Source organism: Nannocystis bainbridge, from assembly GCF_028368995.1.
GTDB classification, from domain to species: domain Bacteria; phylum Myxococcota_A; class Polyangia; order Nannocystales; family Nannocystaceae; genus Nannocystis; species Nannocystis bainbridge.
The window spans coordinates 3,709,466-3,724,655 of sequence record NZ_JAQNDL010000001.1; the positions used below are offsets into that span (position 1 = coordinate 3,709,466).

The window sequence follows — 15,190 nt, forward strand, 5'->3', positions numbered from 1 at the left end:
CGTCACGGCTGCCGGACCGCCCGGCAGCGCCGCGATTCGCCGGGGCGCAGGCTCTTGCCTACGAAGCGTCGTCACGGCTGCAGGACCGCACGGCAGCGCGGCGATTCGCCGGGGCGCAGGCTCTTGCCTACGAAGCGTCGTCACGGCTGCAGGACCGCGCGGCAGCGCGGCGATTCGCCGGGGTGCAGGCTCTTGCATACGAATCGATCGGCGCACGGACAATCCTGGCAGCAGTTGCCGCGGCTCTCGTGCGGATCGCAGATGCCATTGCCGCACATCGGCGAGGCGGCGGGCTCGCGCACCTGCAGCTCGGGGATCTTTTGCAAGCGCGAACACTTGCCGTTGAGCAGCCGGGTCTTCGGCGGGCACGTCAGCGGCACCGCCTCTTGCAGCGGCGGGGCGACGACCGTGGCGGGCTCGGGCTCGCCGACTTCGCCGGACCCGGCCGGGTCGCCGCCGCGGCGACGCAGCGGCCCACAATCCTCGAAGCTGTGATGCGCCGCGGTGCGCTCGATCGGCTCGCAGCGGCCGTTTCCTGGCCACTCCTGGCTGCACCACGCGCCCGGCCGCGTGTCGGCCAGCTCGGCGCGCAGCTGATCGATCAGGGGCCCGAGCGCGGCGAAGTCGGCCTCGCCGAGCTGCTCGAACTTGGCCCAGCGGACCCGGCGGTTGCAGTCGAGCACCAGGGTCACCGGCAGGTTGCCGCGATAGAGGCCGCCGTCGTCGCCCGCCGCCAGCGTCGAGGCGAGCGCGTCACTCATCGTGCGATCGGCGAGGCGGACCGGCGCCGGCGGCATGACGCCGGAATAGTCATGATAGGACCGCAGCGGATCGGTGTGGTCCTTGATCTGGATCGGCACGAAGCGGACATTGTCCCATTCGCGGTGGCGGGCGAACATCGCCTTGAACTCGGGCAGCTCGGCGAGGCACGGGTCGCACCAGGTGGCCCAGAGGTTGACGACGTGGATCGTCCGCGCGGGCAACACCTGCGATGAGCCGAGGCGCAGCGTCTCGAGCGAGAGCTTGCCCGCCTCGCCCGGCGGCAGCGCCTCGAGGTTGAGGCGCATCGCCGGGGAGATGTCCATGCCGGAGGCGCCGAGGTAGCCCGATTTCGCCGGGTCCTGCCGCGGCGGCGGCCCCTGCACCGGCTCGGGGCTCGCCGGCTCGGGCGCAGGCGCGGCGGGCTCGCAGGCCCGCTGCCGCTCGGCCAGGATTCGCACGAATTGCTGGTGCTGGTCGGCCCGCCGGCCCATCAGCCACACCGTGATGATGAGACCCAGCGCCGTGAAGACGAGGTTGATCGCGGTCCATCCGAGGAACAGCCGGGTGCGGTCGCGGCTCACGTCACGGCTCCCGTTCGCACGCGCCCTCGAGCCGGCGCACGAAGGTGTCGCGCTCGTGTCGCCAGCGCACGCCGACGACCGCGGCGGCGACGATGCTGGCCATGGCGAGCAGGCAGGTGAGCTGGGCGAACAGCCGCGCGCTTCGTTCGGTCACGGCGCGGGCTCCTCGAGGTCGACGGAGATCGGCGGCTTGTACTCATCGCCGAGGCAGGGGATCGGGATGACGAAGACGACGCGGTTGACGGCCGAGAACAGGGCCTGCCAGGCCGGGGTGGTGCGATCGTCGAGATCGATCGCCCCCTCGAGCGCGGCGCGCAGCTCCTGGGCGCTGGTCGGATCGGCGGTGACGAGCGGTGAGATCGCAGGCGGTCGGCCACCCGGATCCATCAAGTAGGTCTGACGATAACGCGCGGGCTCGATGGTCCGCGTATTGGGCAGGCCGAACGAACGGATCCGGACGCGTCGACGATCGCGCTCGGTCTCGGGCACGCCCTCGTAGAGCACGAGGTCGAGCAGGTTCTCGACGAACTTGATCCGCGCCAGCGACAGCCAATGATTGGCTTCGGCGTCACCGTCGGGGCTGGCGCGACCGATGACGAAGATCTGCTTGGCCTCGCGCAGCGGTCCGGCGAACCGCCGCACCTGGTCGAGGTAATGGGCGAGGACCTCCTGCGCCGGCCAATCCTTGCGCTTCAGGTTGGGCTGGCCGCTCGGGAAATGAACCGCGAAGCGGTCAGGGAAGGCCGAGAGCAGCAGGTCGAATTTGTCATCCTCGAGCGCGAGCTGCTCCCATTCGGCGGTCGTGCAGGCGCCGGCCGAGACGATGTCGGCGACGGTCGTCTTGCGGGTCGAGCACTTGACCGCGAGCGTCTTGACCGCGTCGGCGAGCGCCTCGTTCTTCTCGCACACGAGCGGGGTGCGATCGATGCTCTCCGGCGAGGCGCAGCGCAGGTTGTGACAGACGAGGCCGTCCCCGCACTCGCAGTCGCGGCAGCTGTCGCCCTCGGCGCACAGGACCTCGATCGGCACCGGGACGCAGGCGTTCAGGCGGCAATACTGGCCCGCGGGACAGGTCGCGGTCGCGGGGCGCGACAGGTCGCAAGTCGGTGCCGCGGCGGTGGCCAGAGGCTGGACCTGGTCGAGCGTGAGGTCGGTGTCGGAGGTGACGAGATAGACGACCGAGGCGACCGCGACCGCCATGGCGACGGTCAGCACGAGCATCATGAGGGTCGCGGGATCGCGGGGCGCGGGCATGACGAATCAATCGGCTCTGGCGGGCGGAGCGGCCTGCAGCTCGACATACATGCCGAGCTCGGCGAACGGGGTGTTGGCGAAGATCCAGAAGGGCGGGCGCGCCGGATCGATCTGGCCGTCTTTGGCGGCATGCACCGCGATCGCAGGGACCGCCAGGTTCAGCGCCTCGGTGTGCCGCTGGTGAGCGGTGATCGTGGCGAGCACGCCGCGGTCCTCGTCGATGCAACGAAACAATGGATTGCTGCGGTCGTCCGGATCGATCTCCATGCCGAGGTCGACCGCGCGGTTGCCGACGCGCTCGGCGGTGAACAGCGGCTGGCCGGCCTGGCGATCGTCCTGCAAGGCGAACAGGCCGCCGAGCAGGCGGAAGCCGGCGCCCGGATTCAGCTTCTCCATGCATTCGGCCGCGCGCGCGGCGAGGCAGGCGTTGTCGTCGCGGGCGCGATCGTCGGTGCGCACGAACCCGGCCGGGAAGGCCACCGGATCACAGGCGTGGCGCGGCGCGTGGTAGATCCACAGCTGGACCGGCCGGGAGAATTGATGGTTGCGCAAGGCGTGGGCGAGCTGCTTGAACTTGCGCTTGCACGCGCTGCACGACATGTCGAGATAAGCCGCGAGGATCACCGGCGCGTCGGCGGGCCCGAGGCGGATCGGCGCGATCGGCGAGGGCTCGGCCTGCTCGGGGCAGCCGTCGCGCACGCTGACGGTGTGGCGCATGCCGTGATAGGCGAGCGACTGCACGCCGCTGGCGATCGTCAGCAGCATGCCGAGGCGGAACCCGGCGTCGATGAGCGAGGCGCGGCGATGACGAAACGCGATGCTCAGGCCGAACTGCTCGCGCGGGTCGGCGGTGCGCCGCACGACCGCCGCGAATATCAACAGGAGCAGGGTGACGACGTACAGCGACAGGCAGAACGGACAGGGCGATTGCAGGATCGCAAACGCGTACACGGCATAGACGAGGCTCACCAGCGCGACCAGGAGCGCCATGCCCCACAGCAAGCCAGCGGCGCAGCCGCCGAGGAAATCGTGCCGGACCAGCTGGCCGATCGCCAGTACCACCATGCACGCGTAGGCCGCCGTGCCCCAGGCGCTGATCGGCAGGCCGCCGACGATCGACCATGCCGCCCCGAGAGCGTCCTCGCAGCGCATCTCGCCGACCTGACAGCCGCCGCTCGGGGCGAGGCATGGGGTATAGACAATGCGGAATTTCAGGACGGTCAGGTAGGCGCCGATCGAGGCGCCGACGAGTCCGAGCATGGCGCAGGCGATCAGCGCTTGCCGGTAGAGGCCGGCGACAGCGAGCCGGGCGGTGCTCATGGCTTGCCCGCCTTGTCGAGCGGCACGGGCACGAAATCGGCGCTCGACTGCGTCAATGTGTAGACAAACGCACCCCCGCGCGGGCTCTTGCCGAATGGGAACGACAGGGCCTTGCGAAAGCAGGCGCGAAGCTCACCATCGGCCGAATAGACGCGAATGTCCGCTGTGCCGCCCGGAGTGACATCGACGCGGAACTTGACGCTGGAGGTGACGCGGCCGCCCGTCATCATGCAGGTGGTACGCAGATACTTGAGCTGCTGGGCGATCTCCGAGCGCGCGGCCGTATAGGGGAAATTGGCCTCGGGCCGCGGCTTCGCAGGTGGAAGGTCGGTAGGCGGAGGTACTGGTGCTGAAGGCTGAGCGTCGGTCGGCGAAGGAGGCTTGGGTCCGGGTGACGTTTGCTTCGACTCGGATGCCGGCGGCGTTTGCGTTGACTCGGAGACCGGCGCGTCTTGCTTCGCCTTCGAGGGCGGCGCGTCTTGCTTCGCCTCCGGGGACGACGGCGGGGTTTGCTTCGTCTCCGGCGACGGCACGTTTTGCTTGGCCTCGGACGGAGACGGCGGATGGACCTGCGTGGCCTCGCCGGGCTCCGGCGCGACGATCGGCGCGGGTTCGCTGGGTGCTCGCTGGGTCTCGAGCGACGGCGGAGGTGCCTCGTGGGGCGCGTCCTTCGGCGCAATCTCGGCCGAGCCGCCGGTGAGACGCGGGTTCGTCCGGCGTTGCGTCGGGGAGCGCAATTCGGGTGACTTCGCGGGCGGGTGGTCGACGAGCGTGGGCGCGTTGGCCGTGACGACGTCGGGCGAGGCGTCGGCGGGCTTTACCAGCTGTGTGGCGACCACGAAGATGCCGATGGTCGAGAGCAGCGTGACGGCTCGGGCGGCGACCGCCCGCGGCGCGACGGTCTCAGCGGTCGAGCCGTGGCCCATGAGCGGGAACGGCCGGGGCTCTCCGCTCATCACACTGCCCTGAGGCAGCACCGCCGTCGCCGGCAGGCTGAAGGCCGCGCCCGAGACGCCGGCGCGGCGGATCCCCAGCACCGCGCAGATCGCCTGCGCCAGCTCGTCCGTGCTGGCATAGCGCTCACTGGGGTTCGCGGCCAGAGCCCGGAGGATGATCGCGTCGACGGCGGCAGGGATCGCCAGCTGCGGCGCGACACGGCTCGGCGGGATCCGCTCGCCGAGCACGTGCTTGCCCATGACCTCGAACGCGCTGTCGCCCCGGAACGGAGCGACGCCCGTCAGAAGCTTGTAGAGGGTGGCGCCGAGCGCATAAATATCGGTGCGTATGCCAGCCCGGGCGTCACCGGTGACGAGCTCCGGCGCGAGATAATCGGGCGTGCCGATCACCGTGCCCTTCTGCGTCGGGCCGGTGGGCGCGTCCACGTCGCGGGCGATGCCAAAATCGATAATCTTGATATGATCGGGGTTGTCGTCGATCGTGATCCGGACACAATTGCTGGGCTTGATGTCGCGGTGAATAATGCCCTGGCGGTGAGCGCTGCCGAGGCCGCTGCACAGCTGCAAGGCGATCGGCCCCAGCCGCGTCCACGGCAGCGGACCCTCGCGTCGGAGCAGCACCTCGAGATCCTCACCGCGGAGGTACTCGAGCACGAGATAGAGCTCCCCGTGCGGCAAGGTCCCGACGTCGATGGCGTGCGCGACGTGGCTGCTGCGGACCTCCATCATGGCGCGCGCCTCGTTGAAGCACCGCGTCTGCAGCTCACTGCCGCGAGCAGGATGCGCCTCGACGACCTTGATCGCCAGCGACGCGCCCGTCCGCAAGTGCTTGCCGAGATACACGCGCCCCATGCCACCAGCCCCGAGCTTGCGCTCGACGCGATAGCGTCCCTCGATCTCGAGGCCGATGTACGGATCGGCCGGCGTCCGCCGCATGTTCGGTGCAGTGGCGGCGTCGTCGTCGAAGGCGGCCGCTTGCTCGGGCGGCCGCGTCATTCGAAGCTCCCGGGCGAGGTTGTGGCGATGGCCGAGCTTGGGGAGCTCTCGCTACATGCCTTCGACACCTGCATCATCGTGCCTCCACACCGTTTCGCGTCGCTGCATAGGCGAGTACAGGTCGTCGACGCGTCGCGGCTCCGGCCTATCATCGCGTCCGTCGCGCTACATGAAGTGGGAACACAGCTGGTCACGCCTGGGCTGTGACGCCGCGGACCGCAAGCCACAGGGCCAGCGGCAAATGGCTCAGAGGCATGGGAGCGTGGGAGCATGGTCTGAATTCGAGGATCAGAGATGGTCCTGAAAGCAATAAACGTGGAGAGCTGTGCCGCAACCGTGGGGGTTGAGCTTGCCGTCGTTCAGTTCGGTCCAATCGGCATTGATCGCGGTGGTGACTCCTAGGCGGCCGCTTGGTTCAAGTTCTGGCGATGTCCAGCTTTGGCAATGCTCCTCGCCCGCCTTTGCGCCGCCTGCGGCGGTGTTGGACCAGACTTTCTTGGGAGCCACCGGGTCCGAACCTGCCTCGGTGAGGTTGATGGCAGCTGCGAGCGTCCCGTCGGTGAGGTCGGACCAGCCCTTGGCCACCGGGGTGCCATCGACGAGTTGGTACCAGCCGGTGAAAGTTTTGTCGAAGCGCGTGGCGGGGGAGCCGGTGTCGTCGCTCAGCCACGCGCGCCAGGCGGTGCCGGGGAGCTCGGGAGCAGCGATCATGCCGGCCGCAGCGCACTTCATGTCGGCGCCGGCGAGGCCGCCGAGGTTGCCATTGTGGATCGTGCTCGTCACGAACACGAGGCGCGGCTTGATGCACGCGTTGCTGCATGCGTCCTCGTCGACCTCGTTGCCGTCGTCGCATTCCTCGCCCGCTTGCGGGATGCCGTCGCCGCACCGCGTGCAGTCGCTGCGGCATTCGACCTCGTCCTCGTTGCCGTCGTCGCAAGACTCCCCGGCCGCGGGGTTGTGGTGGCCGTCGCCGCACTCCGCCGGGGTGCAGTCGCTGTCGCACGTCGGGGTCTCGCCGCCCTCGTCGCAAACCTCGGGCGCGCTCACGATGCCGTCACCGCAGCTGCAGTCGCCGCAGCTCCCGTCCTCGCTCGCCTCCTGACAGACCCCATCGCCGCAGTGCGGCGCCTTGCCCGTGCACGCCGTGTTGCAGGGCGCCTCGTCCGCGTTTTCCGTGTAGTCGTCCGAGTTCTCCGCCCCGTCGTCGCACGCCTCGTCGGCCGCCGGGTTGTGCATCCCGTCCCCGCACATCGCCGGCGTGCAGTCCGCGTCGCAGGTCGGCGTGTTGCCGCCCAGGTCGCACGCCTCCGTCGCCTGCATCGCCTTGTCCCCGCACCACTCCGGGTACGTCCCCGTGCAGCTCGCGTTGCAGTGCTTCGCCCCCGTGTACGCGTCGGAGTTGCACACCCCTTCATCGTCGCAGTCCTGGCCGTCGTCGCACGTCTCCCCGGGGTCCACCACGCCGTTGCCGCACTGGCCCGGGCCCGTCGTCGTCACGTCCGTCGTCGTGTCCGTCGTCGGGTCCGTCGTGCCGCATGAAGTGGGACCGCAATCAGTCGCGCCAGGGCTGTCGGAGCTACAGCCGACAACGCCTGAAACAAGTAGCGCGAGCGGAAGCGCGGAGCGGAGCAGTTCGAGAGCCTGGGCGAGCATGGATGGGATTGATTCAGGGAGTATTCTGGAAGCAGTATAAGTGGAAACTGTTGCTGCAGTTGAGCGGGTTGTTGCCCGCGTCTTCAACGTCGGTCCAGTCCGAGTTCGCCGCGGTCGTGTCTCCTAGACGGCCTTTTGGTGGAATTGCTGAGGACGCCCAATTATTGCAGTGCTCGGAACCGGCTTTCGCTCCGGCCAAATCCGAATTGGACCACGCCCCGAAGGGCTCTCCGGAGATTTGACCGGCCTCGGTGAGGTTGATGGCGGCTGCGAGCGTCCCGTCGGTGAGGTCCGACCAGCCCTTGGCTACTGGGGTGCCGTCGACGAGCCGGTACCAGCCGGTGAAAGTTTTGTCGAAGCGCGAGGAGGGAGAGCCGGTGTCGTCGCTGAGCCAGGCGCGCCACGCGGTGGCGGGGAGCTCGGGAGCGGCGGTCATGCCGGCCGCAGCGCACTTCATGTCGGCGCCGGCGAGCCCGCCGAGGTTGCCGTCGAACTTTGCGCTCGTCACGAACACGAGGCGCGGCTTGATGCACGCGTTGCTGCATGCGTCCTCGTCGACATCGTTGCCGTCGTCACACTCTTCGCCCACCTGCGGGATGCCGTCGCCGCACCGCGTGCAGTCGCTGCGACATTCGACCTCGTCCTCGTTGCCGTCGTCGCAAGACTCCCCGGCCGCGGGGTTGTGGTGGCCGTCGCCGCACTCCGCCGGGGTGCAGTCGCTGTCGCACGTCGGGGTCTCGCCGCCCTCGTCGCAAACCTCGGGCGCGCTCACGATGCCGTCACCGCAGCTGCAGTCGCCGCAGCTCCCGTCCTCGCTCGCCTCCTGACAGACCCCATCGCCGCAGTGCGGCGCCTTGCCCGTGCACGCCGTGTTGCAGGGCGCCTCGTCCGCGTTGTCCGTGTAGGCGTCCGAGTTCTCCGCGCCGTCGTCGCACGCCTCGTCGGCCGCCGGGTTGTGCATCCCGTCCCCGCACATCGCCGGCGTGCAGTCCGCGTCGCAGGTCGGCGTGTTGCCGCCCAGGTCGCACGCCTCCGTCGCCTGCATCGCCTTGTCCCCGCACCACTCCGGATACGTCCCCGTACAGCTCGCGTTGCAGTGCTTCGCCCCCGTGTACGCGTCGGAGTTGCACACCCCGTCATCGTCGCAATCCTGGCCGTCGTCGCAGGTCTCTCCGGCCTCGACCACGCCGTTGCCGCACTGGCCCGGGCCTGTCGTCGTCACGTCCATCGTCGTGTCCGTCGTCGGGTCCGTCGTGCCGCATGAAGTGGGACCGCAATCAGTCGCGCCAGGGCTGTCGGAGCTACAGCCGACAACGCCTGAAACAAGTAGCGCGAGCGGAAGCGCGGAGCGGAGCAGTTCGAGAGCCTGGGCGAGCATGGATGGGATTGATTCAGGGAGTATTCTGGAAGCAGTATAAGTGGAAACTGTTGCTGCAGTTGAGCGGGTTGTTGCCCGCGTCTTCAACGTCGGTCCAGTCCGAGTTCGCCGCGGTCGTGTCTCCTAGACGGCCTTTTGGTGGAATTGCTGAGGACGCCCAATTATTGCAGTGCTCGGAACCGGCTTTCGCTCCGGCCAAATCCGAATTGGACCACGCCCCGAAGGGCTCTCCGGAGATTTGACCGGCCTCGGTGAGGTTGATGGCGGCTGCGAGCGTCCCGTCGGTGAGGTCCGACCAGCCCTTGACGACCGGGGTGCCATCGACGAGCTGGTACCAGCCGGTGAAAGTCTTGTCGAAGCGCGTGGAGGGGGAGCCGGTGTCGTCGCTCAGCCACGCCCGCCAGCCGGTGGCGGGGAGCTCGGGAGCGGCGGTCATGCCGGCGGTGGCGCAAATCATGTCGGCGCCGGCGAGGCCCCCGAGGTTACCCTTGAAGTCCTCCGCCGTCACGAACACGAGGCGCGGCTTGATGCACGCGTTGCTGCATGCATCCTCGTCGACATCGTTGCCGTCGTCACACTCTTCGCCCACCTGCGGGATGCCGTCGCCGCACCGCGTGCAGTCGCTGCGGCATTCGACCTCGTCCTCGTTGCCGTCGTCGCAAGACTCCCCGGCCGCGGGGTTGTGGTGGCCGTCGCCGCACTCCGCCGGGGTGCAGTCGCTGTCGCACGTCGGGGTCTCGCCGCCCTCGTCGCAAACCTCGGGCGCGCTCACGATGCCGTCGCCGCAGCTGCAGTCGCCGCAGCTCCCGTCCTCGCTCGCCTCCTGACAGACCCCATCGCCGCAGTGCGGCGCCTTGCCCGTGCACGCCGTGTTGCAGGGCGCCTCGTCCGCGTTTTCCGTGTAGGCGTCCGAGTTCTCCGCCCCGTCGTCGCACGCCTCGTCGGCCGCCGGGTTGTGCATCCCGTCCCCGCACATCGCCGGCGTGCAGTCCGCGTCGCAGGTCGGCGTGTTGCCGCCCAGGTCGCACGCCTCCGTCGCCTGCATCGCCTTGTCCCCGCACCACTCCGGATACGTCCCCGTACAGCTCGCGTTGCAGTGCTTCGCCCCCGTGTACGCGTCGGAGTTGCACACCCCTTCATCGTCGCAATCCTGGCCGTCGTCGCACGTCTCTCCGGCCTCGACCACGCCGTTGCCGCACTGGCCCGGGCCTGTCGTCGTCACGTCCATCGTCGTGTCCGTCGTCGGGTCCGTCGTCGTGCTGGTGCTCGACTCGGCCGGCGCCCAGCACGGCGCAGTGAGGCATTTGCCTGGCACGTCGGCGCAACCCGTCAGGGCGGCGAGGACAGCGGTGAGAGCAACGACCGGGAGCGCGGCACGTCGAGAGGCGAGCACAGGGTCCGAAGCTAGCGAAGGCGACGCAGCCGCGCAAGGGCTTCTCTTGCTGGAACCGCGTTCTGCGGTGGGTTCTCTGCGCTCATCGAGGGACTCGACCGCAAGATCGCAAGGATCGGCAGGAGGCGCATGGGTTCGCCCACGCACCTCGTGCGCGGGGTCCTGCTCGTCTCGACCAGGAGTCCGGTAGCCCTTGGGCTTACCCCGCGCGAGTATGTTCCACAGGGAGAGCCCGCAGGTCCCCAGGCTCGCAAATTCCGCCACCTGTCTCAAAGAACTGGTGGCGACGCATCAGCTCCGCGCTCCCTGTGGTCAGAGGCAGCAGAAGCACGCGAGCTCGCGCCTCGCTACGGTTCAAATCGAGAGAACACGCAGCAGATGTCTGGGCGGGCCCGAAGCGCAATTCACGCGCGATCAGAGCTACGAACCGGATACGCGCGAGTACAAACGGTCGACAGACTGGCGCACCCCTGAACTTGGCGAGGCGGGCCGTACGCATCAGACTTGAGGATGCGGCCGCGAGGGACAGCGGAGCTAGCGACGATCACCTGAGGGTGAGCGGGTACCCGTTGCGAGATTCTCGAGAAATCGCCGGTGGAGCAGCACTGGTCGCATGACCACTGCGGCATGTCACTCGTGCGCAGCCAAGCGCTGGGACCGCAACAATCTAGACGATTGGGCCGGCCTCGGTCGCACGACCCTGGTTTTTGTGCTGCTGGTGTGGGATGCTCGCAGCATGAGACGTTTCACTCAGGGTCGAGCTCGGTTTCTCGCTGCCTGCGCGGGTGGTTTGTGGAGCTCGCTGGGATTGGCTTGTTCAGACTTGTCCGCGGGCACGGACACCGCGGGCCCTCAAGCTGATAGCAATAGCGGTAGCACTTCCACGACTACGGAACCGTCGATGACGGACACGACCGGACTGCCGACCTCGACGAGCCCTACCGGCGCGTCCATGGCTTCGGACGATGCTCCAGGCTGCGGAAACGGCGTTCTCGAGGGCGAAGAAGAGTGCGATGACGGGAACTTGGAAGTGCGCGATGCTTGCCTACCCAATTGCGAGACCGCAAGATGCGGCGATGGGGTCGTCTGGACCGGAATGGAAGAGTGCGACGACGGCAACGGGATCGATGACTCGTGTACGAACGTCTGCGCCATGGCTGGTTGCGGCGATGGGATCGTCTGGGTCGGGCAGGAGGAGTGCGACGACGGCAACCAGTCGGACCACGACATGTGCACGAACAAGTGCCAGAAGATCGAATGCGGCGATGGCGCATTGCAAGGCGAGGAAGAGTGTGACGACGGCAACGCGATCGACACAGATGACTGCAGCAACGCATGTGTGGCATCACGGTTTGTCTTCGTCACATCGATCGACTTCAACGGAGATCTAAAACAGCACACCCAGCAGCCATACTACGTCGATGTGGATGACCAACTCACGGGGCTGGATCGTGCAGACGCGCTCTGCGAGGCGGTCGCCGAGCACGGTGATTTATCAAGCGAGCGCCCCTGGCGCGCCTGGCTCAGCGATGACACCGGTTCGCCCTCGACCCGCTTCGACAGCTCGTTCGCTGGCTACTACCGGCTCCTCGACGGCAAACCTGTCACGAAAGGATTCGCAGGGCTGGCCATCTCTCCGCTCCTGAATGCCATCAACGTGGACGAGGACGGTTCCAACCCGAACGTTACCGGGGCCGCCTGGACGAACACGAATCCAGACGGAACCGTCACCGACATGACGAATCACTGCGAAAATTGGACTCAAGGAGGAGAACTTCGCGTCAAGTCTTCCCCCGGCCTTATCGACGTCACGGACGAGACATGGACCATCTACGGCAAGATCGTTACCTGTGCTGGCGGCCTCCACCTTTACTGCTTTCAGGATGTTGCCCGCCCATGAGAGCTCGATCCTACAACTAACGTCGCGAGAGACGCTCTGGGGCGCTACAGCAACACCGCTCCGAGAGGCGAAGGTGTGACGGGACGCGCCCGGGGTAGGCGCTGCGGTCATAGTCGTGCATGCTGGGCCTCGCAGCATGCCGGCTCGGTCCCATCACTGCAGCCCCAGCGTCCGATGGTGAAGCCGAGGCCGCGGAGACAAAGAGCGCGGACGCCGACACCGGCCTGCTCCACGCTTGCGCAGCGCCTCCGCCCGCTCTCCCAGAAATAGGGCCGAAGCCGCGAGTCCCAGGGACTCGCGGCTCTCATGCGGACTTGACGCGTTCAGCGAGTGCGCTCAAGTCGTTGTCACCTTCAGGCTCTATTGCTCGAAGCAATACAGGCGGTTGTTACCGTTGCACAGCTGTGCGACGCCGACGACCTGGTCGATGATCGTCCAGTCGCCGTTGGTCTCGGTGCTCTGGCCTTCGCGACCCTGGTTGAGGATCGTGCCGGAGTCCCAGTCCGAGCAGGTCTTGTTGGCGGTGTTGCCATTGGTCTGGGTGCCGGTCCAGACGTCGGCGTCGTTGATCTGCATCAGCTCGGTGAGGTTGATCGGCACGTCGATGCTGCCGTCGGTGAGGTCGACCCAGGTCTGGGCGACCTCGAGGTTGTCGAGGCGCTGGTAGCCGTGGAGCGACTTGACGAAGCGCGTGTTGGGGTTCTGGTTGCCGAGGCTGAGCCAGGCCTTCCACGAGCCGCCGAGGCCGGCCGCGTTGGCGCGGGCCTGGCACTTCTGGTCGCCGCCGTTCAGGCCGCCGAGGTTGCCGCTCCACGACTGGCTGGTGAGGAACACCCGCTTCGGCCGCCTGCAGGTCGAGTTGCAGCCGTCGTTGCTGACGGTGTTGCCGTCGTCGCAGTCCTCGTTGCCGACCCACACCGCACCGTCGCCGCACTTGGCGGTCTTGCAGGTGTTGAGGCAGGCGTCGCCGTTGCTGCCGTTGCCGTCGTCGCACTGCTCGCCGGACTGGAGGAAGCCGTCGCCGCACTTGGGCAGCAGGCAGGCCAGGGTGCACGCGCCGTTGTTGTTGTTGTTGGCGCCGAGGTCACACTGCTCGTTCTGCTGCTTGATGCCGTCGCCGCAGGTCGCCAGCTTGCAGGCGTTGGTGCAGCTGTCCTCGTTGCTCTGGTTGCCGTCGTCGCAGGCCTCGCCGGGGCCGACGAAGCCGTCGCCGCACACGTTGGTGGTGCAGTTGGCCTTGCACGCCTTGGTGTTGCCGTTGTTGGCGCCGTCGTCGCATTGCTCGGTGCCGGCCCAGATCAGGCCGTCGCCGCACTTGGCGTCCTTGCAGCCGAGGGTGCACGCGCCGGTGTCGTTGTTCTGGGCCGCGAGGTCGCACTGCTCGCCGATGCTCGGCTGCTCGAAGCCGTCGCCGCAGAACGGGACCAGGCACTGGTCGGTGCAGCCGTCGTCCTGGTTGCCGTTCTTGCCGTCGTCGCACTGCTCGGCGCCCTCCTCGATGGCGTTGCCGCAGAACTCGAGCAAGCAGGTCGCGCTGCAGCCGTCGTCGCCGGTGACGTTGCCGTCGTCGCACTCCTCGCCGGGGCCCTTGTCGCCGTCGCCGCAGACGTTGACCTCGCACTCGAGGTTGCACGCCTGGCCGGGGCCGTTGCCCACGCCGAGGTCACACTGCTCGGGCATCTGGCCGTTCTGGTTGACGAGGCCGTCGCCGCACTCGTTGACCTGGCAGCTCGAGGTGCAGTCGTTCTGGTCGGAGTTGAGCTCGCCGGCGTCGCACTCCTCGAGGTTGGTCTCCTGCATGAACCCGTCGCCGCAGGTCGCCTGGGTGCACGAGTTGGTGCAGGCGTCGGTGTTGCTCTGGTTGCCGTCGTCGCACTGCTCCTCGGCCGCGACCTCGCCGTCGCCGCAGGTCGCCAGCGCGCACTCGTTGCTGCACGCGTCGTTGTCGACCGCGTTGCCGTCGTCGCACGCCTCGCCGGGGCCGATCAGGCCGTCGCCGCACACGTTGGGCTCGCACATCGAGGTGCAGGTGTTGTTGTCGCCGTTGTTGGCGCCGTCGTCGCAGCCCTCGCCAGGTCCGAGGATACCGTCGCCGCACACGTTGAGCATGCACAGGTCGGTGCAGTCGTCGTCGGGCTGGCCGTTGCTGTCCTCCGAGTCGCACTGCTCGCCCGGGCCCTGATCGCCGTCGCCGCACACGTTGAGCGTACAGTCGGCCTTGCAAGCCTTGCCGGGGCCGTTGCCGGGCCCCTCGTCGCACGACTCGCCGCCCTCGAGCACACCGTCGCCACACACCGAATTGTGACCGGTCGTGGTCGACGTGTCGGTGTCGGTCTCGGTCTCGCCGGTGGTCGTCGCGGTGGTCGAGTCAGTGCCGGTCTCGGTGGCGGTGCCCGGCCCGGTCTGCGTGCTGTCGGTGGTCGTGAGCGAATCGGTGGTCGACGTGGTCAGCGTCCCGGCCGTCGTCGAGCTGTCGGTCATGCCGACGCCGGTGGTCGGCACATTCGTGGTCGTCGTCGGCAGGGTGTCGGTCGACGGCGCGGTGGTCGAATCCGCCGTGGTGGACTCGGTGCCGCTCGACTCGGTGCCGGGCTGCGCGGTGGTCGTGGTGCTGTCGTCGCTGCAGGCGGGGATCGCCACGAGCGCCGAGATCAAGGCGTAGGTCGTACACAGAGAGGTCTGAAATCGCATCGGGCGACGCTACCGACAGGCTCGTCGGCAAGCAACTGCCATCCCGCGGCCGCCGGCTGCGGCGTGCACCGGCGCACGCGACCGCCCCGCTCGCGCACACGACCGGACGACCGCGGCACCGCGAATCCGCGGCGACTGCACGTCCGTCGGCGACGCTCCGCGAGAGCCGCCCCGCGAGCGCGTGCAGGCGAACGCGCTCGACCGCTGCGACGCCCCGGCGAGCCAACAGCCGCGCTGCGAGACCCACGGGACCTGGAGCCGCCGCCGGCCTCGCGCTCGCCGACGGCTGGGCGTGCCCGGCTCGTC

Annotated in this window: 10 protein-coding genes; 1 reads left to right on the top strand and 9 read right to left on the bottom strand. The window is 68.2% G+C overall.

Going from position 1 to position 15,190, the window contains the following annotated elements; genetic code table 11:
* Nucleotides 1-140 precede the first annotated feature (140 nt).
* The 8 genes from POL25_RS14495 to POL25_RS14530 form a co-directional block, all read right to left on the bottom strand.
* Nucleotides 141-1,343, bottom strand: a complete 1,203-nt coding sequence (locus POL25_RS14495) for a TlpA family protein disulfide reductase (RefSeq protein ID WP_272086593.1) — start codon at nt 1,341-1,343, stop codon at nt 141-143.
* A gap of 1 nt (nt 1,344) precedes the next feature.
* The gene (locus POL25_RS14500; protein WP_272086594.1) at nt 1,345-1,497 is read right to left on the bottom strand and encodes a hypothetical protein; all 153 of its coding nucleotides are present in this window, start codon (nt 1,495-1,497) and stop codon (nt 1,345-1,347) included.
* Entirely contained in the window at nt 1,494-2,597 is a 1,104-nt protein-coding gene (locus POL25_RS14505; protein WP_272086595.1) for a hypothetical protein, read from the bottom strand. The genes POL25_RS14500 and POL25_RS14505 overlap by 4 nt, the downstream gene beginning before the upstream one ends.
* Nucleotides 2,598-2,603: 6 nt before the next feature.
* On the bottom strand, nt 2,604-3,917 hold the full coding sequence (locus tag POL25_RS14510) for a vitamin K epoxide reductase family protein (RefSeq protein WP_272086596.1): 1,314 nt from the start codon (nt 3,915-3,917) through the stop codon (nt 2,604-2,606).
* Nucleotides 3,914-5,869 carry a serine/threonine-protein kinase gene (locus POL25_RS14515; protein WP_272086597.1) on the bottom strand — a complete coding sequence of 652 codons (1,956 nt, stop codon included), beginning with the start codon at nt 5,867-5,869 and terminating at the stop codon, nt 3,914-3,916. The genes POL25_RS14510 and POL25_RS14515 overlap by 4 nt, the downstream gene beginning before the upstream one ends.
* A 288-nt stretch (nt 5,870-6,157) precedes the next feature.
* Entirely contained in the window at nt 6,158-7,366 is a 1,209-nt protein-coding gene (locus POL25_RS14520) for a DUF4215 domain-containing protein (protein ID WP_272086598.1), read from the bottom strand.
* A 169-nt stretch (nt 7,367-7,535) separates the two neighbouring features.
* Nucleotides 7,536-8,744: a DUF4215 domain-containing protein gene (locus POL25_RS14525; RefSeq protein ID WP_272086599.1), complete on the bottom strand. Its 1,209-nt coding sequence runs from the start codon at nt 8,742-8,744 to the stop codon at nt 7,536-7,538.
* 169 nt (nt 8,745-8,913) lie between these two features.
* On the bottom strand, nt 8,914-10,215 hold the full coding sequence (locus POL25_RS14530; protein ID WP_272086600.1) for a DUF4215 domain-containing protein: 1,302 nt from the start codon (nt 10,213-10,215) through the stop codon (nt 8,914-8,916).
* Nucleotides 10,216-11,194: 979 nt separating this feature from the next.
* Here POL25_RS14530 and POL25_RS14535 point away from each other — a divergent pair.
* Complete coding sequence (locus POL25_RS14535; RefSeq protein ID WP_272086601.1) at nt 11,195-12,193, top strand: DUF4215 domain-containing protein; 999 nt, start codon at nt 11,195-11,197, stop codon at nt 12,191-12,193.
* A gap of 360 nt (nt 12,194-12,553) precedes the next feature.
* Here the strand turns inward: POL25_RS14535 and POL25_RS14540 are convergent, their stop codons facing one another.
* Nucleotides 12,554-14,884 carry a DUF4215 domain-containing protein gene (locus POL25_RS14540; protein ID WP_272086602.1) on the bottom strand — a complete coding sequence of 777 codons (2,331 nt, stop codon included), beginning with the start codon at nt 14,882-14,884 and terminating at the stop codon, nt 12,554-12,556.
* Between the last annotated feature and the right edge of the window lie 306 nt (nt 14,885-15,190).

Coding starts and splice junctions, on each gene's coding strand:
- POL25_RS14505 (WP_272086595.1), bottom strand. CDS start 2,597: ATGCCCGCGCCCCGCGATCCCGCGACCCTCATGATGCTCGTGCTGACC.
- POL25_RS14510 (WP_272086596.1), bottom strand. CDS start 3,917: ATGAGCACCGCCCGGCTCGCTGTCGCCGGCCTCTACCGGCAAGCGCTG.
- POL25_RS14515 (WP_272086597.1), bottom strand. CDS start 5,869: ATGACGCGGCCGCCCGAGCAAGCGGCCGCCTTCGACGACGACGCCGCC.
- POL25_RS14535 (WP_272086601.1), top strand. CDS start 11,195: ATGACGGACACGACCGGACTGCCGACCTCGACGAGCCCTACCGGCGCG.
- POL25_RS14540 (WP_272086602.1), bottom strand. CDS start 14,884: ATGCGATTTCAGACCTCTCTGTGTACGACCTACGCCTTGATCTCGGCG.